21 protein-coding genes and 1 pseudogene are annotated in these 20,274 nt (G+C 73.4%); 14 read left to right on the top strand and 8 right to left on the bottom strand.

Translation table 11 applies throughout. The features are described from left to right. The 9 genes and pseudogenes from hemE (at position 1) to AC0QU1_RS00955 (ending at position 8,721) form a co-directional block, all read left to right on the top strand. Positions 1 to 1,086, top strand: coding sequence for a uroporphyrinogen decarboxylase (gene hemE / locus AC0QU1_RS00995; protein WP_483573802.1), 1,086 nt, complete (start codon positions 1 to 3; stop codon positions 1,084 to 1,086). Continuing rightward, complete coding sequence (locus AC0QU1_RS00990; RefSeq protein ID WP_483573801.1) at positions 1,083 to 1,268, top strand: hypothetical protein; 186 nt, start codon at positions 1,083 to 1,085, stop codon at positions 1,266 to 1,268. The genes hemE and AC0QU1_RS00990 overlap by 4 nt, the downstream gene beginning before the upstream one ends. Then, the gene (locus AC0QU1_RS00985; RefSeq protein ID WP_483573800.1) at positions 1,265 to 3,364 is read left to right on the top strand and encodes a protoporphyrinogen/coproporphyrinogen oxidase; all 2,100 of its coding nucleotides are present in this window, start codon (positions 1,265 to 1,267) and stop codon (positions 3,362 to 3,364) included. The genes AC0QU1_RS00990 and AC0QU1_RS00985 overlap by 4 nt, the downstream gene beginning before the upstream one ends. A gap of 158 nt (positions 3,365 to 3,522) precedes the next feature. Next, a complete protein-coding gene (gene hemC, locus AC0QU1_RS00980; protein ID WP_483573799.1) occupies positions 3,523 to 4,623 on the top strand; it encodes a hydroxymethylbilane synthase in 1,101 nt (366 codons plus the stop codon). Continuing rightward, positions 4,620 to 4,829, top strand: a pseudogene (locus AC0QU1_RS00975) (hypothetical protein); the annotation flags it as partial. The gene hemC and the pseudogene AC0QU1_RS00975, both read left to right, overlap by 4 nt. Before the next feature lie 210 nt (positions 4,830 to 5,039). Then, positions 5,040 to 5,741, top strand: a complete 702-nt coding sequence (locus tag AC0QU1_RS00970) for a uroporphyrinogen-III synthase (RefSeq protein ID WP_483576605.1) — start codon at positions 5,040 to 5,042, stop codon at positions 5,739 to 5,741. 172 nt (positions 5,742 to 5,913) lie between these two features. Further along, positions 5,914 to 6,861 carry a porphobilinogen synthase gene (gene hemB / locus AC0QU1_RS00965; protein WP_483576604.1) on the top strand — a complete coding sequence of 316 codons (948 nt, stop codon included), beginning with the start codon at positions 5,914 to 5,916 and terminating at the stop codon, positions 6,859 to 6,861. 68 nt (positions 6,862 to 6,929) lie between these two features. Further along, positions 6,930 to 8,273: a glutamate-1-semialdehyde 2,1-aminomutase gene (gene hemL, locus AC0QU1_RS00960; protein ID WP_483576603.1), complete on the top strand. Its 1,344-nt coding sequence runs from the start codon at positions 6,930 to 6,932 to the stop codon at positions 8,271 to 8,273. A 139-nt stretch (positions 8,274 to 8,412) separates the two neighbouring features. Then, positions 8,413 to 8,721 (top strand): heavy-metal-associated domain-containing protein, encoded by a 309-nt coding sequence (locus tag AC0QU1_RS00955; RefSeq protein ID WP_483573798.1) that lies wholly within the window; start codon positions 8,413 to 8,415, stop codon positions 8,719 to 8,721. A 200-nt stretch (positions 8,722 to 8,921) separates the two neighbouring features. Here AC0QU1_RS00955 and AC0QU1_RS00950 read toward each other — a convergent pair whose 3' ends face one another. From AC0QU1_RS00950 to AC0QU1_RS00925, 6 genes are all read right to left on the bottom strand, one after another. Then, positions 8,922 to 9,797 (bottom strand): ABC transporter permease, encoded by an 876-nt coding sequence (locus tag AC0QU1_RS00950; protein ID WP_483573797.1) that lies wholly within the window; start codon positions 9,795 to 9,797, stop codon positions 8,922 to 8,924. After that, entirely contained in the window at positions 9,794 to 10,855 is a 1,062-nt protein-coding gene (locus tag AC0QU1_RS00945) for an ABC transporter ATP-binding protein (RefSeq protein WP_483573796.1), read from the bottom strand. Before AC0QU1_RS00945 ends, AC0QU1_RS00950 begins: the two co-directional genes overlap by 4 nt. Then, positions 10,852 to 11,154, bottom strand: a complete 303-nt coding sequence (locus tag AC0QU1_RS00940) for a transcriptional regulator (protein ID WP_483573795.1) — start codon at positions 11,152 to 11,154, stop codon at positions 10,852 to 10,854. The genes AC0QU1_RS00945 and AC0QU1_RS00940 overlap by 4 nt, the downstream gene beginning before the upstream one ends. Beyond that, complete coding sequence (locus AC0QU1_RS00935) at positions 11,147 to 11,881, bottom strand: hypothetical protein (RefSeq protein ID WP_483573794.1); 735 nt, start codon at positions 11,879 to 11,881, stop codon at positions 11,147 to 11,149. Before AC0QU1_RS00935 ends, AC0QU1_RS00940 begins: the two co-directional genes overlap by 8 nt. Positions 11,882 to 11,970: 89 nt before the next feature. Further along, a complete protein-coding gene (locus AC0QU1_RS00930; RefSeq protein ID WP_483573793.1) occupies positions 11,971 to 12,480 on the bottom strand; it encodes a hypothetical protein in 510 nt (169 codons plus the stop codon). 1 nt (position 12,481) lies between these two features. Continuing rightward, the gene (locus tag AC0QU1_RS00925) at positions 12,482 to 12,709 is read right to left on the bottom strand and encodes a hypothetical protein (RefSeq protein ID WP_483573792.1); all 228 of its coding nucleotides are present in this window, start codon (positions 12,707 to 12,709) and stop codon (positions 12,482 to 12,484) included. A gap of 301 nt (positions 12,710 to 13,010) precedes the next feature. Here AC0QU1_RS00925 and AC0QU1_RS00920 point away from each other — a divergent pair, with 301 nt between their 5' ends. The 4 genes from AC0QU1_RS00920 (at position 13,011) to AC0QU1_RS00905 (ending at position 17,235) form a co-directional block, all read left to right on the top strand. Then, positions 13,011 to 13,802 (top strand): CPBP family intramembrane glutamic endopeptidase, encoded by a 792-nt coding sequence (locus tag AC0QU1_RS00920; protein ID WP_483573791.1) that lies wholly within the window; start codon positions 13,011 to 13,013, stop codon positions 13,800 to 13,802. Positions 13,803 to 13,909: 107 nt separating this feature from the next. Further along, entirely contained in the window at positions 13,910 to 16,441 is a 2,532-nt protein-coding gene (locus tag AC0QU1_RS00915; protein WP_483573790.1) for a flippase-like domain-containing protein, read from the top strand. 69 nt (positions 16,442 to 16,510) lie between these two features. Then, positions 16,511 to 17,011 carry a DUF2975 domain-containing protein gene (locus tag AC0QU1_RS00910; protein WP_483573789.1) on the top strand — a complete coding sequence of 167 codons (501 nt, stop codon included), beginning with the start codon at positions 16,511 to 16,513 and terminating at the stop codon, positions 17,009 to 17,011. Next, positions 17,011 to 17,235 (top strand): helix-turn-helix domain-containing protein, encoded by a 225-nt coding sequence (locus AC0QU1_RS00905; RefSeq protein WP_483573788.1) that lies wholly within the window; start codon positions 17,011 to 17,013, stop codon positions 17,233 to 17,235. Before AC0QU1_RS00910 ends, AC0QU1_RS00905 begins: the two co-directional genes overlap by 1 nt. Positions 17,236 to 17,315: 80 nt before the next feature. Here AC0QU1_RS00905 and AC0QU1_RS00900 read toward each other — a convergent pair whose 3' ends face one another. Further along, on the bottom strand, positions 17,316 to 17,597 hold the full coding sequence (locus tag AC0QU1_RS00900; RefSeq protein ID WP_119140759.1) for an HU family DNA-binding protein: 282 nt from the start codon (positions 17,595 to 17,597) through the stop codon (positions 17,316 to 17,318). A gap of 319 nt (positions 17,598 to 17,916) precedes the next feature. On the opposite strand from AC0QU1_RS00900, the gene AC0QU1_RS00895 reads away from it, so the two are divergent. Further along, positions 17,917 to 19,362, top strand: a complete 1,446-nt coding sequence (locus tag AC0QU1_RS00895; protein ID WP_483573787.1) for an MFS transporter — start codon at positions 17,917 to 17,919, stop codon at positions 19,360 to 19,362. 83 nt (positions 19,363 to 19,445) lie between these two features. Here AC0QU1_RS00895 and AC0QU1_RS00890 read toward each other — a convergent pair whose 3' ends face one another. Then, positions 19,446 to 20,225 carry a copper resistance CopC family protein gene (locus tag AC0QU1_RS00890; RefSeq protein ID WP_483573786.1) on the bottom strand — a complete coding sequence of 260 codons (780 nt, stop codon included), beginning with the start codon at positions 20,223 to 20,225 and terminating at the stop codon, positions 19,446 to 19,448. Positions 20,226 to 20,274: the final 49 nt, after the last annotated feature.

Genomic DNA, 20,274 nt, shown 5'->3' with positions numbered 1-20,274 from the left:
GTGAAGTCCACCACGGTCGCCCCCGCTCACCCGCTCACCGACGGACGGACCTCTGCCGCACCCCTCGTGCAGGCGCTCCGAGGCGAACGTCCTGGTCGCACGCCCGTCTGGTTCATGCGCCAGGCCGGCCGCTCCCTGCCCGAGTACCGCGCGGCGCGCGAGGGCACGGGCATGCTGGAGGCCTGCCTGCGCCCGGAGCTGGCGGCCGAGATCACGCTGCAGCCGGTCCGGCGGCACGGGGTGGACGCCGCCGTCTTCTTCTCGGACATCGTGGTGCCGCTCAAGCTGGCCGGGGTGGGCGTGGACATCGCGCCCGGGGTCGGGCCCGTGATGGACCAGCCGTACCGGACGCCCGACGACGTCGCCCAGCTGGTGTCGCGCACGCTGGACGACGACGCCCTTGAGCCCATCCGCGAGGCCGTGGCCCTGACCGTCGCGGAGCTGGGGCCGACGCCGCTGATCGGCTTCGGCGGCGCGCCGTTCACGCTGGCCGCCTACCTCGTGGAGGGCCGGCCCTCGCGCGATCACCTGGCCGCGCGCACCCTGATGCACGCCGACCCCGCGACGTGGGACGCGCTCGTGACGTGGACCGCCGACCTCACCGGGGAGTTCCTCCGGGCGCAGGTCGAGGCCGGGGCGAGCGCGGTGCAGCTCTTCGACTCGTGGGCCGGGTCGCTGTCGCTCGCGGACTACTCCTCGCGCGTCGCGCCGTCGTCCACGCGGGCGCTCTCCCACATCGCGGACGCCGGCGTGCCGGCCATCCACTTCGGCACCGGGACCGGGCACCTGCTGCCCGCCATGCGCTCGGTGCTGGTCTCGGCTGGTGTGGCGGACCACGCGGTGGGCGTCGACTACCGGACCCCGCTGGACGAGGCCGCCGCCCTGCTGCCCGGCGTGCCGCTGCAGGGGAACATCGACCCCGCTCTGCTGGCCGCGCCGTGGGACGTGCTGGAGGCGCACGTGCGGGACGTGGTCTCCCGCGGGCTCAAGGCGCCGGGGCACGTGGTCAACCTGGGCCACGGGGTTCCGCCGGAGACGGACCCGACGGTGCTGACCCGCGTGGTCGAGCTGGTGCACTCGTTGTGACGCCGGCGGCCGGTTGGCGGTGCGGGGCCGGAACCGGCGCGCCGTCGGACGGCGGGACGGCGGGCGGCACGACGGCGGGCGGGACGACGGCGGGCGGGACGACGGCGGGCGGGACCGCGGCGGGCGGGACGGCGGCGGGCGGCTCGGCGGCGGTTGACGTCGTGGGCGGCGGGCTTCCGTGAGCGGACAGACCCAGGTGGCCGACGCCGTCGTCGTCGGGGCCGGGATCGGCGGGCTCGTCGCGGCGCATACGCTCGCGACGCGGGGGCTGCGCGTGGTCGTGCTGGAGGCCGCCGACCGGGCGGGCGGGCCGATCCGTGGCGGGTCGTTCGCGTCCCTGCCGGACGTTCCCCTGGACCTCGGGGCCGAGTCGTTCGCGGTGCGGGGCGGGGTCGTCGAGCGGCTGGCCGAGGAGCTGGGGCTGACGATCGAGTCGCCCGCCGGCCTCTCTGCCTGGGGTTATGCGGCCGGTCGGGCGTTCCCCCTGCCTGCCGCCGGGGTGCTGGGCATCCCCTCACGGCCGTGGGCGGCGGACGTGCGGCGCGCGATCGGCTGGCCGGGCGTGCTGCGCGGCGCGCTGGACCGGGTGCTGCCGGCCCGGATCGTCGACACGACCGACCTCGGGACGTTCGCGCGGTCCCGGCTCGGGTCCCGGGTGGCGGACCGGCTGGTCACGCCCGTGGCGGCCGGGGTGCACTCGGCGCCGCTCGACCGGCTCGACGTCGCCGCCGTCGCCCCCGGGCTGCTCGACGCGTACGCGCGGACCGGATCCCTCTCGCGTGCCGTGGCGTCGCTGCGGGCGGCGGCTCCGCCGGGGTCGGCGGTGCGCGGGATCGACGGCGGGGTGCACGCCCTGGTGGATGCGCTGGTGGAGCGGCTGGACGTGCGGGTAGGGACGCGGGTGGTTGGCGTGGAGCGGTTGCGGGCGGAGGTGGTCGGAACCGAGAACGCCGTCGCCGGGGCGGGGGCCGCTGGCGGCGAGACGAAGACCATTGATGGCGGGGCGAAGGCCGCTGACAGCGAGGCGAAGGCCGCTGACAGCGAGGCGAAGGCCGCTGACAGCGAGGCGAAGGCCGCTGGCGGCGAGGCGAGGGCCGCTGGCGGCGGAGCGAAGGCCGCAGGTGGCGGAGCGGAAGCCGCAGGCGGCGGAGCGGAAGCCGCAGGTGGCGGAGCGAAGGCCGCAGGTGGCGAGGACGGCGCCGCCGGTCTCGGCGGAGCCCACGGCGACTGGCTGGTGCGCACGGAGGACGGTCAGGTGTTCCGCACCCGGCGCGTGGTCCTGGCGACGCGCACCGAGTTCGGTCCCTTGCTGGGCGCCAACGCCGACGTCGGTCGGTTGCATCGAGATCGGTCCAGCGCTGGACCGATCTCGATGCAACCGACCGACCTCACGACCGCAGACTTGCAAGGGACCGACCTCACGACCGCGGACGTGCAGACGACCGACCTCGCGTCCGCGGACGTGCAGCGGACCGGACTTGCGCCAACCGCATCCCCCGCGCTTGTTCCGCCGGCGGCGCCCGAGCGCGGCGCCGACATCCGCCTGGTGACCCTGCTCCTTGAAGCGCCCGAGCTGGACGCGGCGCCGCGCGGTTCGGGGATGCTGGTCGCCCCCGGGCCGACGCGGGGCAACGCACGCACCACGACATCGAGCGGCCCGCACACCACAACATCCGGCGATCACGACGGCGATGCCCCGGGCGACCCCCGCACCACAACGCTCGGCGATTACCGCGCCGATCCCTCGCGCGACCCGCACACCACATCGCCCAACGACCGGCGCGTCAAAGCCCCTGACGACCACGACCGGGATACCACGTCGTCGGACGACTCGCGCGCCCCGGACGACCCCGACCGGGGAACCACATCGCCGAGCAACGTCCGAGCCAAGGCGCTGACCCACGCGACGGCCAAGTGGCCGTGGCTGGCGCGGCGCGTGCGCGACGCCGTCGGACCAGGCTGGCACGTGGTGCGTCTCAGCTACGGCCGCATCGGCGAGCCGACGCCGGACCCGACCGCCGAGGAGGCAGCCCGCGATGCGTCGGTGCTGCTCGGTGTAGACCTGACCGGCCGCGTCCGGGACAGCCTGCACCAGCGCTGGGACGGTTCGCTGCCCCCGCCGACGCCGGCCTACCGGGCCGCGATCAAGCAGTTCGAGGAGGCAGTACGGGCCGAACCGGGCCTCGACGTCACCGGCGGCTGGATCGCGGGCACCGGCCTCGCGGCGATCGTCGGGCATGCGCAACGTACTGCCGAGCGACTGGAGGAACCGGCCTGAGACCAGGGGAGGTCAGCCCCGCCGGAGCCGCTGCACGTGGGCGGACGCCGCGAAGGCGGCCGCCCGCGATCTGACAACCCGCCAGCAACCCTGTGAGATCGGCCCGTGAGGCGTCCCCGGGTTTCGTCCCGGCGGGGGTTCGGGTAGAGACTGGGTTGGTGACCCCGGCCCCCCTGTCCGTCAGCACCCCCGGAAACACCGAGGGCAGCGCCGCGCCGATCCGCCTCGGCACCCGCGCGAGCGCCCTCGCCACCACCCAGAGCGGTCTGGTCGCCAGGCGCCTGGAGGAGCTGACCCGCCGCCCAGTCGAGCTGGTGCACATCAGGACAGAGGGCGACGTGAAGACGGGGAGCCTCGCGAGCCTCGGCGGCACCGGCGTCTTCGTGACGGCCCTGCGCGAGGCGCTGCTCGACGGCCGCTGCGACGTCGCCGTCCACTCCCTCAAGGATCTCCCGACCGCACCCGCATCCGGCCTCACGTTCGTGACGCCCGAGCGCGAGGACCCGCGCGACGCCCTCTGCGCGCGCGACGGGCTCACCCTCGCGACGCTCCCGCAACGTGGCCGCGTGGGCACGGGTTCGCCCCGCCGGGCCGCGCAGATCCGCGCCGCCCGGCCCGACCTGGACGTCGTCGACATCCGCGGCAACGTCGGCACCCGCCTCAACCGGGCGCTCGGCCCCGACGCCGACCTCGACGCCGTCGTCCTCGCCTACGCGGGCCTGGCCCGCCTGGGCCGCACCGAGGTGATCAGCGAGCTGCTCGACGTCGGCGTCGTCGCCCCCGCACCCGGGCAGGGCGCGCTGGCCGTCGAGGTGCGCACGGCGGACATCATGTCCGAACCCGAGGACTCCCGCGGGGTATCGCAGCGCACCGCGGATACGTCGTGGAAGGACGCCGGTGCCAAGCCCCGCGTGCCCGACCTCGCCGAGGCCATCCACCTGCTCGACCACCGCCCGACCCGCCTCGCCGTCCTCGCCGAGCGCTCCGTGCTGGCGCGGCTCGAGGCCGGCTGCGCGGCCCCGGTCGGTGCGCACGCCACGGTGTCCGGCACGGTGCTCGAGCTGCGCGCCGTCGTGGCCGCCGTGGACGGCTCCGAGCAGATGTCGCGCAGCGGGGAGGCGCTGCTCTCCCAGGACGTCGCGCCGGAGCTTCTCGACGACGCCGCCCGCGCGCTCGGCGTCTCCGTCGCGGAGAACCTGCTGGCCGACGGCGCCGAGCGGCTCGCCCCGCTGAGCGCGACCGTGCCGGAGAAGGCGTGACCGAGCCGGACCCGCCAACAGTCGAAGGTCTCCGGGACGGGCGGCCGTCCGTCCTGGTCGCGCGTGCCCCGGCGCGGGCCGCCGGGCTCCTCGCGCTGCTGCGCGAGCGCGGGCTGGACCCGGTCGCCGCTCCTGTGATCGAGCGTGCACCCGTCGAGGACCCGACAGAGCTCGACGCCGCCCGGGCGCGGATCGCAGCCGGCACATACGCCTGGGTGGTGATCACGAGCGTGAACGCCGTGGACGCACTGCTCGGCGATGCACCGCCTGATGCAGCGCCCCGGACGACCTTGGAGGCGGAGACGCCTCCGACAGCTCTCGACGGAAAGAGTTCCTCCCGGAGCTATGTTGCCGAAAGTAGACACGGTCTACTCGGTGCAACACCCGTCCGCGAGAGAGTCGGTTCCCGCGTCGATATGTCCGCATCCACTCGCTGGGCCGCATCTACCCGGTGGGCCGCCGTCGGACCCGCGACACGACGCGCGCTGGCCGACTACGGCGTCACGGTCGATCTGGTTCCGGAGAAGGCAACCTCCGCCGGACTCGCCGCAGCCTTCCCCGCCGCGCCCACCGGGCCGGCTCGCAATGCCACGCCTGGCGGCCCAGACCGCGACGCGGCGCCCGACGGTCTGCATCGCGGCGCGGCCGGTGAGTCGTCCGGTACGAACGACGGATCATTCGACAAGACCCGCGGGTCGTCAGACAGGACCGGCGAGTCATCCGACACGGCCGGCCCAGGCGATCCCGCGCGCGACCTGCTCCCGCCGCACGAACCGCTCCCGCCGCGCGTGCTGCTCCCGCTCGGGGATCTCGCGTCCGACACGCTGCGTACCGGCCTCGAGGCCAAGGGCTGGGCGGTCGACACCGTGACCGCCTACCGGACGGTCGCACGCGAGCTGGACCCGGAGCTCAGACGGCGGTACGACGTCGTCGTGGTCACCTCCGACTCGGCCGCCCGCCAGGTCGCGGCCCAGCTCGGTCCGCAACGGGTCGTCGCGATCGGGGAGCCGTCGGCGCGCGCGGCGGACGCCGTCGGGCACACGGTGCTCGCCGTCGCGGAGAGGCCCACGGACGCGGCCCTGGCCGACGCCGTGATCACCGCACTTGTCAGAACCTGAGGCACCTGTCCCACGCCCAGGTCATCCTGGTGACCCAGCGTCCGACACGCGCGTCACCGAACCGAAGTCGAACCGAAGCCCAAGCCCAAGCCCAAGCCCAACAGAAAGTAGGGACACCGTGAGCACCACCGGGATCGTGTACCGGCCGCGTCGTCTGCGCGCCACGCCGGGCATGCGCCGCCTGGTCGCCGAGACCCGCCTGCACCCCGCCGACCTGGTGCTGCCGCTCTTCGTCAAGGAGGGCCTGACCGAGCCCGCGCCGCTGGCGAGCATGCCGGGGCAGGTGCAGCACACCGAGGAGAGCCTGGTCGAGGCCGTCCGGGCCGCGCGGGACGCGGGCCTGGGCGGTGTCATGCTGTTCGGCATCCCGGCGGTCAAGGACGCGCACGGTTCGCAGGCCGACGCCGAGGACGGGATCCTGCAGCGGGCGCTCCGGGCGTCCCGGGCCGCGCTGGACGAGGGCCTCGCCCCGGGCGCACCCACGCCGGTCCTCATGGCCGACACCTGCCTGGACGAGTTCACCGACCACGGCCACTGCGGCGTCCTGACCCCCGAAGGGGCCGTGGACAACGACGCGACCCTGGCCCGGTACGCCTCCATGGCGGTGGCGCAGGCGCGGGCGGGTGCCGACGTGATCTCGCCGTCGGGCATGATGGACGGCCAGGTGGCCATGATCCGCGACGCGCTCGACGACGCCGACCTCACGGACACGAGCATCCTCGCCTACAGCGCCAAGTACGCGAGCGCGTACTACGGCCCGTTCCGCGAGGCCGTCGACTCGGAGCTCACGGGCGACCGCAAGACCTACCAGATGGACGTCGCCAACGCCCGCGAGGGTCTGCGCGAGGCCGACCTGGACCTCGCGGAGGGCGCGGACATGGTGATGGTGAAGCCGGCCGGGTCGTACCTGGACGTGCTGCGCGCCGTCGCCGACCGGAGCGACGTGCCCGTGGCCGCGTACCAGGTGTCGGGCGAGTACGCGATGATCGAGGCGGCGGGCGCGAACGGCTGGATCGACCGGGACCGGGCCGTCCTGGAGTCCGTGACGAGCATCAAGCGGGCGGGCGCCGACGTGATCCTCACGTACTGGGCGCTCGAGCTCGCCGAGTGGATCAAGTGAGGATGGATCAGGTGTCTGAACCGGTGCACGAGCCCGCCGAGACCGCGACCCGGGCAGAGGCCCAGGGCCTGCGGCGGGCCCCCGAGCCGAACCACGCGGCGTTCCTGCGCGCGCAGGGCGCCATCCCGGGCGGCGTGAACTCGCCCGTCCGCGCGTACCGCAGCGTGGGCGGCGACCCGCGGTTCCTCGCCTCGGCCCGCGGCCCGTACGTCACCGACGTGGCGGGGCGCGAGTACGTGGACCTCGTCGGCTCGTGGGGCCCGGCGCTGCTCGGGCACGCGCATCCAGAGGTCGTCGCGGCGGTGCAGGAGGCCGCGGCACACGGCCTGTCGTTCGGTGCCCCGACGGTCGCCGAGGTCGACCTCGCGGAGGAGGTCCGACGCCGGGTGCCCGCCGCCGAACGCGTCCGCCTCGTGTCCACTGGCACCGAGGCGACGATGACGGCGATCCGCCTGGCCAGGGGGTTCACGGGCCGGTCGCTGATCGTCAAGTTCGCCGGGTGCTACCACGGGCACGTGGACGGGCTGCTGGCCGAGGCCGGCTCGGGCGTGGCGACGCTCGCGCTACCCGGTTCGGCGGGCGTGACCGAGGCCGCGGCGGCCGAGACGCTCGTGCTCCCCTACAACGACCTCGCCGCCGTCGAGGCCGCGTTCGCGCAGCACGGCTCCCAGATCGCCGCGGTGATCACCGAGGCGTCGCCCGCGAACATGGGCGTCGTGCCGCCCGTCGAGGGCTTCAACGAGGGGCTCCGGCGGATCACGTCGGCGCACGGCGCGCTGCTGATCATGGACGAGGTGCTCACCGGCTTTCGCGTGGGCCCATCCGGCTGGTGGGGGCTGGAGAACGCCGCGCTGCGCGCGCAGGGCGGCGAGGGCTACACCCCCGACCTGTTCACGTTCGGCAAGGTCATCGGCGGCGGCATGCCCGTGGCGGCACTGGGCGGCGCGGCGTCGGTCATGGACCACCTGGCGCCGCTGGGACCCGTCTACCAGGCCGGCACGCTGTCCGGTAACCCGGTAGCGGTCGCCTCGGGTCTCGCGACCCTCCGGCTGGCCGACGACGCCGTGTACGCGCGGGTGAACGAGGTCTCGGGGGTGCTGTCCCACGCCGTCGGCGAGGCGCTGACCGCCGAGGGCGTCGAGCACCGTGTGCAGCGCGCCGGCTCGCTGTTCTCGGTGTTCTTCGGGCCGCTGGCGGCCGCGTCGGGCGTGCGGGACTACGCGCAGGCCCAGGCGCAGGAGACCTTCCGGTACACGGCCCTGTTCCACGCGATGCTGGCGGCGGGCGTCAACCTGCCGCCGTCCGTCTTCGAGGCGTGGTTCGTGTCCGCCGCGCACGACGACGCCGCGGTGTCGCGGATCCTGGACGCGCTCCCCGGCGCGGCGCGGGCCGCTGCCGCCGCGCAGCCATAGCGGAGCCGCCGATAGTGCGAGCCGCCGTCACCGCACTGCCGTGGTGCGCGCCGCCGACCCGACCGTCCGCGAACCGCGACCTCCCACGAACACCTCCGGCGCACTAGTCTCAGCCTGACCCACCGACCGAGGAGGCGACATGACCACCGTGACCACGCTGGCCGTGAGCGGTATGACCTGTGGACACTGCGTGTCCACCGTGACCAACGAGCTGCGGGGCGTCCCGGACGTCCAGGACGTGAGCGTCGAGCTGCGCGCGGGCGACACCTCGCTGGTCCGCGTGATCTCCAAGCTGCCGCTCGCCGAGGCGCCCCTGCGGGACGCCGTCGACGAGGCCGGCTACTCCGTCGTGGGCCTGGACGTGCTGGAGAACGCTGTGGCCGCCGAGTCCGCCGCGCAGGCGCCGGCCCGCCAGGCCAAGCGGATGCTCCCGGTCATCCCGTCCTGACCTCTTTCCCGAGCGGACCCCCTGACCTCACCGGGCCCCCTGACCTCACCGGGCCCCCTGACCTCACCGGGCCGCCTGACCTCACCGGGCCGCCCGCCGAAGGGGGCTGCTCTCCTTCAAGACCGAGGTTCTGCGCTGGGGGCCGGCTCACAGCGAAGAACCTCGGTCTCGAAAGCGACAGTGGACGCTCGGCGCCGCCGTCAGCGGAAGCGGCGGCCCTCGTCGTTGCGGTACGAGAGCACCGCCAGCACCGCGAACAGCAGGGTCCACCCGGCCAGGACCGGGAGCGCGAGCGAGTAGGCGTCCGCCCCGGTCACCGCCTGGACCAGCAGGTCGCGGCCGGCACGAGTCGGCGTGGCCTGCGAGATGGCGTCCAACCAGCCGGGGAAGAGCTGGGGCGGCAGGAACAGCCCGCCCGCGAAGGCCAGCGGGAACAGGATGATCTGCACCACCGGCAGCGCCGCCTTGGCCGACAGCGCGTACCCGATGGCCATGCCGAGCAGCACGAACGGCACCGACACGGCCAGGATGGTGCCGACCCCCGCGATGAGCTGCCCCGCGGTAACCGTGGCCGCCGTGAACAGCCAGCCGATGAGGATCAGCGGCACCAGGCCGAACAGCGAGAAGATCCCGCCGTTCAGCACGCGCGCCACCATCTGCGGGCCGGGCCCGGCGGGCAGCGACCGCAGGAACGGGTAGAACGGGAGCTGCCGGTCCTCCGCGACGCCGAGGCCGTAGGTGAAGAGGCTCGCCGAGCACACGGCGAACAGCCCGAGGCCGGCGACGGCGGTCGTGGCGAGCTCCGGATTGCCCGCCACCGCCGTCTGCGGCACCACGAAGAAGAACATGGACAGTGAGGGGAACAGCACGTTCCCGAGCACCGCGATGGGGATCCGGACCGTCTCCAGGAACTGGTACTTGAGGTGCAGCCAGGACAGCTTGAGGAAGGGCTGGGTGCGTCCGGCGTCCGCCTCATCCGAGCCGGCCGCCCAGCCCACCGCCCCACCCCGCGAAGCGTCCTCACCGCGCTGCGGATCTTCGTGGGGACCCAGGCTCGTGCTCGTGGTGGCGCTCATCGCACCGCTCCTTCCGTTGTCTGCCGCGGTGTCTCCGGCTCGGCGGCCTGCGCCCGGACCTCGGACGCCGACCCGGCCTCCCGCGCCGCGTCGTCCGCCCCGACGTCGGACGCTGCCCCGGCCTCCCGCCCCACGTCGTCAGCCCGGACCTTGCCCGCAGACCCAGCGCCCCGCCCGCCGTCCGCCCCACCGACGAGCTGCCCGAACGCCTCCTCCAGCGATGCCCCGCGGATCTCCAGGTCGCGGAACTCCGTGCCCGAGGCGACCAGGTCGCGGACGAAGGCGTCCGAGTCGGCGACCAGGTGCTCCTGCCGCACCCACCCGTCCGACACGTCGGACGCGGAGGCCGCCCGGGCGTCCGACACGTCGGCGGCGCGCGTGCTCACGTGCACGCGGCGCATGCCCACGCGGCGCAGGACGGCTTCGAGGGAGTCGTCGGCCAGGACGGTCCCGTGGTCGATCACGACCACCCGCTCCGCGAGCGCCTGCACCTCCTCCAGGTAGTGCGAGGTGAGCAGCACCGTGCCCCCGCCGGCGTGGTACGCCCGGATGGCGTCCCACAGCGCGGCGCGGCCGGACACGTCGAGCCCGGTGGTGGGCTCGTCGAGCAGCACGACGCCGGGCCGTCCCACCAGTGACATGGCGACGGCGAGCCGCCGCTTCTGCCCACCGGACAGCGAGCCCGTCTGCCGCTTGCCCAGCTCGGCGAGCCCGAACTGCTCCAGCAGCTCGTCGGTCGGCACCGGGTTCGGGTAGTGGCCGCCCACGAAGTCGACCACCTCGCGCACCCGCAGCGTGGCGGGCAGCCCCGTCTCCTGCGGGGTCAGGCCGAGCACCATCCGCGACCTCGCGTCCCGCGGGTCGCGGCCGTGCAGGCGCACCACCCCGGTGTCGGGCCGGCGCTGGCCGCTGACCAGCGACAGCAGCGTGGACTTGCCGGCCCCGTTGGGCCCGAGCAGGCCCACCAGCTCGCCGTGCCCCACCTCCAGCGAGACGTCGTCGAGGGCGACGACGTCGCCGAAGCGCCGCGTCACCCCGCTGACCTCTACCGCACTCATCGCTGTGCTCCCTTCAGAAGGTCCATCAGTGCCGCCTGGTAGTCCGCGAACGCGGTGCGGCCGGTGTCGGTGAGGGCCAGGTAGGTAGCGGGCATCCGGCCCTCGTGGGTCTTGGTGACCCGCACGTACCCGGCGTCCTCCAGCTTGCGCAGATGGGTGGACAGGTTTCCGGCGGTCATGTCGAGCAGCTTCCGCAGCTTGGGGAACGCCACCTCGTCCCCAGGGCCCAGCGCCGCGAGCGAGGCGACGACCCGGAGCCGGGCGGGGGCGTGGATCACGGGGTCGAGATCCTCAGGCACCCTGGCCACCGCCCTCCGTCCTCTCGGCGGGCCCGGGTGATCGGCGCCGAGCTCGGAACACCTGCTCCACCACGACCATGGCCAGGAACCCCCCGCCGCCCGCCACGGCCATCACGAGGTAGGTGGTCGGCATCCCGGCGAGCGCGGCGAGCACCGCGGTGACCAGCATCCACGCGCCGACGGCGGACATGCGCAGCTCGCCGAACAGCAGGCCGCCCGCGATGTACATGAGGCCGACGATCAGGCAGGCGAAGCCGTTCGCGGCGACCGCGAGGACCTCCTGCGACGCGCCGGCGTCGCCCATGGCGCCGAGCACCACGGCGAAGGCCGTGAAGGAGAGGAACCAGGTCCACCCGTACAGCGCGCCGATCCGCGCGCTCGTGCCGCGCAGGCCGGCGGTGCGGCTGACGCTGTGCACGATCGTGAACACCATCGCCCCGACGATGCACCCGGCGAGCACCCAGCCGGCCCAGCCCTCCGGGCGCCCCGTGTCGCGGGCGGTCACCCACATGGCCAGGTACCCGAGCAGCCACGCGAGGCCCCACGCGCCGAACAGCAGGCGCCCGTCGGGCTCGGTGGCATCCCGTGCCGCCTCCTGCTGCTGCCGGATCATCCGCAGCGTCTCCGCCGGGTTGAGGCCCGCCGGGCTGCCGGCGTGGGCCGGCTCCTCCGGACCGGCCGGCCGCTCAGGGTCCGCCGGTGTGCCCGACGTCGGATCGTTCGCCATGACGCTTGCCTCTCAGACTGGTTTGTACTGCAAACCAGTCTGCCGGAACGCACTCGGACGATGCAAGGAAATCTCCCCGAGGCGGGCGATCAGGCAGAAGCGAGCAGAGCGAGGTCCTCCGTCGGCGCCAGTGCGCGAGCGCGCAGGATGTGCGACGCGGCGGCGAGCAGGCGCGCGTCCGCATCGTGCGGCTGGACGACGACGCCGAGCTTCTCGGCGAACCAGTCCGACACCTCGGCCCAGGAGTAGAGCGAGGTCTTGCCCGAACCCACAGCAGCAGGGAACCCACCGGGCCCTCGGCGGCCCGCGGCTAGGAGCCGAACGGATTCGTGGGTGCGTCCGGAACGTTCGGCGATCTGCCCGAGCGTGACCAGATCCTCGTCCGCGATCGCGACCGGACGCAGTCCGGCGCGCACGACGTCGTGGACGGCAGACACGATCGCATCCAGGAGACGGGGCGCCTCCCTTGTCACGGCGACGTACCCGCGACCGCCCTCAGAGCCCGGAGAACTGTCATCGAGGCCTGCCTCGAAGAGCCGGTCGTAGTCGCCGTCCGAGAGGTCTCGGTCGAGGACCATCGTGAACTCGTAAACCGGCATATCAGCCCTCCTCGTCGTGCACGTGCCGCGCGACGAACCTGAGCAGGCGCCGCGCGTGGTTGTCGGCATCGCGCGGCGTCGACCAGATCGCCTCGGTCGCGCCACACACCCCGCATTCCAGCATGCCCCAGCGATGCCCGTTGTGGATCGGCACTACCTCGATGCCTTGCGGCAGGTCGCAGATCACCGCGTTGACAGGATTCTTCGGATGGCGCCCAGCACTGACCATGTATTCGCAACATACCCCTCGCGTTGGAGTTTGCCAACAGTTCGGCCGTACTCGCGGACTGCTTGGCGGTGTCGAACTACTCACCGCATATTGCCGTCTTTCCAGATGATTCGCATCATTAGTAGTCGTTTGTTGCTCATACGCAACGGAGCAGACCCCCGTCTACCCGGCGGGGCACATGATGTACGTGCACCCGGAGTCGCGTCGCCCAGTCGGCGGACCTGGCGGACTTCGTGCGGCGCGCCTCGAACCGCTGACCGGCGGTCGGCGAACTGCCAGGCACGCGGGGTAGGTTCCGGACGTGACCGTGCAACTCGCCTCCCGCCGTCGTGTCGCCGCCGAGACCTGGATCGTGCTGGGGCTCAGCCTGGGCCAGTCCGCGGTGTACGCGCTCGTCAACATCGCCGCCCGGCTCACGGCGGGCACGCCGCTCGCCGAGCAGACCGCCACCCTCAACGCGAGCCAGTCGGAGCGCCCGTACCTCGACCTCGTCTACCAGCTCCTGAGCATCGGGTTCGCGCTGGTCCCCGTGGCCCTGGCGATCTACCTGCTCGGCGGGCACGGCCGCAGCGCCGTCCGCAGCCTCGGCCTGGACGGCAGCCGCCCGGGCCGCGACGTCGGCTGGGGCGTCGCGCTCGCCGCCGCCATCGGCATCCCCGGCCTCGCGTTCTACGCCCTGGGGCGTGCGCTCGGTATCACCGTGGAGGTGCAGGCGAGCGCCCTGGGGACGCACTGGTGGACCGTCCCCGTGCTGCTGCTCAGCGCGTTCCAGAACGGCCTGCTCGAGGAGGTCATCGCCGTCGGCTACCTGTACGAGCGCACGCGGGACCTGGGCTGGAACCGCGTGCGGTTCATCGTGGCCAGCTCGCTCCTGCGCGGGTCGTACCACCTGTACCAGGGTATCGGGCCGTTCCTGGGGAACGTGGTGATGGGCGTGGTCTTCTCGTGGTTCTACACGTCACCTCTGTTCCAGCCCGGCGGACGACGGCGGATCGTCCCCCTCGTCGTCGCACACACGCTGCTCGACGTGGTGGCGTTCGTCGGCTACGCCCTGGTGCCCGCCGAGTGGCGCGAGGCCCTCGGCATCCGGTGACGGCGCGGCGGGCCACAACCGGGGAGCTCCCGGCCTGAGCCGGACAATCCGGGTGCCCACGCCGGCTCCCAGGTCAAGTACATCTCAACGGCCATAGAATCCCGAGTATGTCCAACTCGCGCACCGGCCGGGCTGACGCCGGTGCCGACGTCGCCGACGCACCGCAGACAGCCGTCGTCGACGAGACCGGCTTCGTCCGTGTCTTCGACACCCCGGAGCAGCGCGTGCGGCACCCGCGGGCGCTGGTCTGGATGATCGGGTGCGCGCTCGGCACGGCCGGCGTCATGGTCCTGTCGGTCGTCGCGCACGGCACCACCACCGGCGTCACCGAGGACGTCCGGAGCTTCAACGACCTGCTGGCCACGATCCTGTTCGTGCCGGTCGCTGCGCTGCAGGGCCTGGTCAGCCTGTTCGCCCCGGTCGCGGTGATGATCGAGCTGGGCGTGCGGCGCCTGGGCCGGCAGATCGTCGAGTCCATCGTCGCGGGCGCCGTCGGGCTGCTGATCGGCAGGCTGACCACGCTCATGGTGAGCCACCTGGGCTCGGACGAGCTGGTGCGCGGCCTGTCGGTCTGGGAACGCGGCACGGGGTACGTGCTGACCATCCCCGAGTACGCCGTCGCGCTGACGGCGATGCTCACGGTCGCCGGGCCGGCGACCCGCCGCCGCACCGTCCGCATCTCGTGGAACCTGATGTTCGTCGCCCTGCTCATCGTGCTGATCACCGGGCAGGTGTCGCTGCCCGGCGTGCTCGTCGCGCTGCTGCTGGGCCGCCTCGCGGGCTCGGCCGTGCAGTACGTGTCGGGCATCCGCAGCGAGCGGGCCTACGGGGCCGACCTGGTCACGGCCGTGCGGCGCGCCGGGTTCGTGCCGACGTCGCTGGCCCGCGTGCACGCCCTGTCCGACCACGCAGTCGCGTTCCCCCAAGCCGCCCAGGAGGGCACGCCCGACGACCCGGCCGCGCTCGCCCTCGGCCGCACCGGCGACAACCGCGTCTACGCCCTGTACTGCGCCGACGACGTCCGCCGCGACGTCGTGGTGCTCGACGGCGACCGCCAGGTCGTCGGCCTCATCACGCGCCTGTGGCGAGCCCTGCGCCTGCGCGGCATCGAGGGGCGGGCCGCCATCTCGCTCAAGGCCGTCGCCGAGCGCACGGCGCTGCTGTCCTACGCCGCCACCGCCGCCGGCGTCCGCACGCCCCGGCTCCTGGGGATCGGCGAGTTCGGCGACTCGATAGCGCTCGTCCTCGAGCACGCTTCCCAGGCCATGTCGCTCCGCGACCTGCCCGACGGCGAGGTGCACGACGACGTCCTGGCCGAGGCCTGGGACCAGCTCGGCCGCGCGCACGCCAGCGGCCTCACCCACCGCGCCCTCACCCAGGACGTCCTGCTCACGCACCGGGACGCCGACGGGAGCCCGCACGTGTGGATCACGGGCTGGGAGCAGGGCGACATCGCGTCCTCGCCGCTGTCGCGACGCCTCGACCTGGTGCAGATGCTCGCGCTCATCGGGCTGCGGGTCGGCCCGCGTCGCGCCGTCGCCTCCGCCGTCCGCGCCCTGCCCGACGCCGAGATCGCCGCCCTCGGGCCCCTGATCCAGTCGATAGCCCTGCCCAGGACCACCCGCGAGGAGGTGCGCCGGACGCAGGGCCTCATGGGCGAGCTGCGGGACGCCTTGGTGGAGCGCCTGCCCGAGGCGAGCGTCCAGCCGCAGCGCATCTCCCGGTTCAGCGCGCGCACCGTGCTCACCGCCACGCTGATGATCGTCGTGATCGCCGTGGTGGTCGCCACCATCAACTTCGACGAGATCGCACAGGCCGTGCGCGAGGCGAACCCGTGGTGGGTGGCGGTGGCGTTCGCACTCGCCGTCCTCACCTGGTTCGGCGCGGGCCTCACCCTCGTCGCGTTCTCGCCCGCCCGCGTGCCGATCGGGCGCGCGACGCTCACGGCCGCCGCCGGCTCGTTCGTCGCCCTCGCGGCGCCCGCCGGGATCGGTCCGGCCGCGCTGAACCTGCGGCTGCTGACCCAGCGCGGGGTGACGGTGTCCATGGCGGTCGCCACGGTCGCGCTGGTGCAGGTGTCGCAGTTCGTGGTCACGGTGGTGCTGCTCGTGGTGCTGGCGATCTTCACGGGGTCCGGCGCGCTCGTGGAGCTGCCGTCGCCGGCGGTGCTGATGGCGCTGGCGGGCGTCGCGCTCGCCGTCGTCGCCACGCTGCTGGTGCCGAAGGTGCGGCGGTGGGCCATGGGGTTCATCGCGCCCCGGCTGCGCCAGGTGTGGCCGCGCCTGGCCCAGATGCTCAGCCACCCGGGCCGCCTCGCCCTCGGCGTGGCCGGGAACCTCATCATGACGCTCGGCTACATCGTCGCCCTGTGGTGCTGCCTCGCGGCCTTCGGACAGTCGCTCTCGCTGGTCGACATCGCGCTCGTCAACCTGGTGGGCAACGCGCTCGGTGCGCTCATCCCGACGCCGGGCGGCCTGGGCGGCGTCGAGGGCGCACTGACCGCTGGCCTGTCGGCCGCGGGGGTCCCGGCCACCATCGCCTTCTCCGCGACGATCCTGTACCGCCTGTGCACGTACTGGGGCCGGGTCCCGATGGGCTGGATTGCCATGCGCTACCTGGAGCGCAAGGGCGACCTGTAGCGCTCACCGGTCCACGAGTATCGACAGAGATCTATTGACTATCGATAGATTTGACGCGAAGATCGACACATGCCGCGAACACTCTTCATCCTCCTGACCGTCCTGATCACGCTCGGCCTCGTCCTGGCCCTGTTCGCCCAAGCCGTGATCCTGCCCCAGACCGCGGCCGACGAGGTCGCCAACTTCCCCGCCTACCAGCCCTACGCCGCTCCCCTGGTCGCCCTCGGGATCGCCTTCCTGTTCAGCGCGCAGGTCACCCTGGTCGCCCTGTGGGCGCTCCTCCTGCGCGCCGACCAGGACATCTTCTTCGAGCCCGGCTCACAGCGCTGGATGACCGTGATCATCGCTGCCATCGGGTTCGCGACCCTCCTGGTCATCGGGCTGTTCGGCTTCCTGACCTTCTTCGGCCTGCCCACACCTCCTGAGAACGACATGGCTGACCTCGGCCTGTGGATGTTCTCCGGCCTCGGCTGCCTGGTCCTGACCGCCCTGCTCGGCGTCGCACTCGTCGTTCGCGCCCTGCTCAAGCGCGCCATCAGCACCCACACCGAGATGGAGGGAGTGATCTGATGGCCATCGTCGTCGACATCGACGTCGAGCTCGCCAAGCGGAAGATGTCCGTCGGCGACTTCGCCCACGCCATCGGCCTCAGTCCCGCCAACGTCGCCGTCCTGAAGAACGGCCGCGCCAAGGCAGTCCGCTTCTCCACCCTCAACGCCATCTGCGAGACCCTCGGCTGCCAACCCGGCGACGTCCTGCGCTGGGTCCCCGACGAGCCCGACACGCAGTCATAGCGGGACCCCACACGCGCGCAGGCCCGGCCCCCATGCGGGAGCCGGGCCTGCGCGTCGCTGTAAGAATCAGCGGCGAAGCATCACTTCGCGACGGCCTTCTTCAGCAGCGAGCCGGCGCTGATCTTGACACCGAAGTTCGCCGGGATCGAGATCTCCTCGCCGGTGCGCGGGTTGCGGCCCGTGCGGGCGGCGCGCTCGACGCGCTCGGCCGAGAGGAAGCCCGTCACCTTGACGGCCTCGCCCTTGGCGAGCGACTCGATCAGCACCTCCTGGAAGGCGTTGAGCGCGGCCTCGGCCTCGGACTTGTTGATCTCAGCCTTGCTGGCGATGGCCGAGACGAGCTCGGACTTGTTGAGCGACATGCGGTTCCCTTCTTCGGTCACGTCGTGCGGCGGTACCCGCCCGACGACGAGGCCCCATACTGCCAGCAGATCGGCAGGAATTCGCGGAGAACGGGCCCTTGACCGGCGAGTCGTGGGTAACTTTCTGCTCTCAGAGGACGCGAACCTGTGTACGAGCCTGTGGACGACGACGGCGCACCCCCGCCCGGGGCAGTGTCACCCCGCACTAATCGATGACTTCCGCAACCCAGAGCGGTCTACCGTTCCGGGAGCGCAACGCCAATGAGAGGAAATCGTGGAGAATCCGCCGTCTGACCCTCCAGCCACCGTCGAGGGCGCCGTGAGCACCACCGAAGCGGCGGCCGAGCCCGTCGCGCCGGCCCCCGAGAGCACCCCGCACGCCCGCCGCAACCTCGTCGTGCTCGTGTTCAGCAACCTCCTGGCCGGCGTCGGCGTCGCGTCGGGTGCCGCCGTGGGCGCGCTGCTCGCGGAGCGCCTCGGCGGTACGTCCATGGCGGGTCTCGCGCAGGCCGTGGGCGTGCTCGCCGCGGCGGTCGCCTCGATCCCGCTGGCGACGCTCGCCCAGCTCCGCGGACGGCGCTGGGCCCTCTCGTTCGGCTACGCCCTGTCCACGGTCGGCGCGCTGCTCATCGTGACGGCAGCCGTGGTGGGCCAGCTCGTCGTCCTGCTGGTCGGCCTCGCGCTCTACGGCGTCGCGAACGCGGCCAACCTGCAGTCCCGGTACGCCGCCGCCGACAACGCCGGGGCGGGCACGCGCGCCAGCATCATGTCGGTAGTGCTGTGGTCGACGACGGTGGGCTCGGTCGTCGGGCCCAATCTCGCAGCGCCCGGCGCCGTGGTGGGCAGCGGGATCGGCGTGCCGGACCTCGGCGGGCCGTACCTGTTCTCGGTAGTCGCGTACCTGCTGGCCGCGCTGCTGCTCGCGGTGCTGTACCGGGATCCGATCGGTGCCGCCGCCGTCGCGGTCCGCCGTGGGGTGGGCAGAGCTGTGGGCAAGGCGACAGGTCCGGTCGCGGACGAGGCGCCGGGCCGGGTCGAGGGTGAGGCGGCGAGCCGAGGTGCCCGCGCCGCCGTCGGACGTGAGCCTGACGGCGCTGCGCAGCGCGCCGAACCCCGGCGGACCGGGGCCCTCACCGCGCTGCGGTGGGCCTGGGCGCACCCGCGGGCCCGGTTCGCCGTGGTGACCACCGCGGTGGCGCACGGCGTGATGATCATGGTCATGGTGATGACGCCGGTGCACATGCAGCACGGCGGGATGTCGCTGCAGCTCGTCGGCATAGTGATCAGCCTGCACGTGCTCGGGATGTTCGCGCTCAGCCCGGTGTTCGGCTGGCTGGCCGACCGGTTCGGCGCGCTGCGCGTCGCCGTCGGCGGGATGGTGCTGCAGGGCGCCGCGGTGGCCCTCGGGTTCACGGCAGCGGCCGTGGCGCCCGACGCCGAGGCGCACGCGGGGCACGGGGCCGCGGGTCCGGCCCTCGACACGGAGCTGCTCACGGCGGTGGCGCTCGTGCTGCTCGGGCTGGGCTGGTCGGCGTGCGTGATCGCGTCGTCGGCGGTGCTGGCGGCCGTGGCGGAGCCGGAGGTCAAGTTGCCGCTGCAGGGCGCCACCGACGCGCTGATGAACTACTTCGGCGCGGGCTCCGCGGCGCTGGCCGGACCGCTCCTCGCCTGGGGCGGGTTCGAGGTGGTGAACACGGCGGGCGCCATCCTGCTGGCCCCCGCCGTGGTGACGGTCGTCCTGGCCGCGCGGGCTCGTCAGCCCTGACCGGCTCCGGCAGATGCCGGCCGCTCGGAGCGGCCGGCATCTGCCAGGCCGCCCGGGCGCCGGGCGACCGGAAGACACGCGCCTCAGCCCTTCGGCCGGTCCTTGTCGTCCGGGTTCTCGTTGTGGGACTTGCCGTTGCCCGGCGCCCCGGTGCCCGGCTCCTCCGAGTCGGGCTCGTCGGCCTGGCGCAGCCGGTCGTTCTCCAGGATCTTGCGGCGCATCATCACCACGACACCCAGCGCGACCAGCACCGCAGCGACGATTCCGCCGCCGATGGCCAGCCCGCTGGGGCCCGCGCCGTCCCCGGCTCCGGCCAGCTCGGTCGGGGTGCTCGGCTCCTCGGCGCCCGCGTCGTCGGTGGCGGTAGCGGTGGCGTCCGCCGTGTCGGTCGGCTCGGCCTCCGGCGTGGACGTCTCGGGCTCGTCGCTCGGGTCGGCGGTGGGCTCGGCCTCGCCCGCCACCTCGTAGCTGAACTCGCCGTCGATGGGGTGGCCGTCGGACGAGACCACGTGCCACGCGACGTCGTACGCGCCCGGGGGCAGGTCGGCGGGGAGCTGGGCGGTCACCACCTCGTCGTCCACCCGGATGTCGGAGCCCTGGGCGGTGGTGCCGTCCGGGCCGGTCAGGGCCACCTCGATACCCGTGTCGAGCGGCGCGGCGCTGAACGTGAGCGTGATGCTGGCCGGCTGCTCGTCGAGCGTGGCGCCGTCCTTCGGGTCGGACGACAGGAGCTGGTCGTGGGCGCTCGCCGGGCCCGCGGCCAGCAGCAGCGCCGCGAAGGTCAGGACCGCCGCGAACACGGTGAGCACGCGGACGAGGCGACGGCTCCCGGGCCGGGCCAGGGCAACGGAGACAGCAGGCATGACGAAACCCTACCGCTGGTGGATCGCGGTGGACGGGGCGTGGTGACCG

Source organism: Promicromonospora noduliphila (genome assembly GCF_056951025.1).
This window is presented reverse-complemented; position numbering and strand designations above follow the sequence as displayed.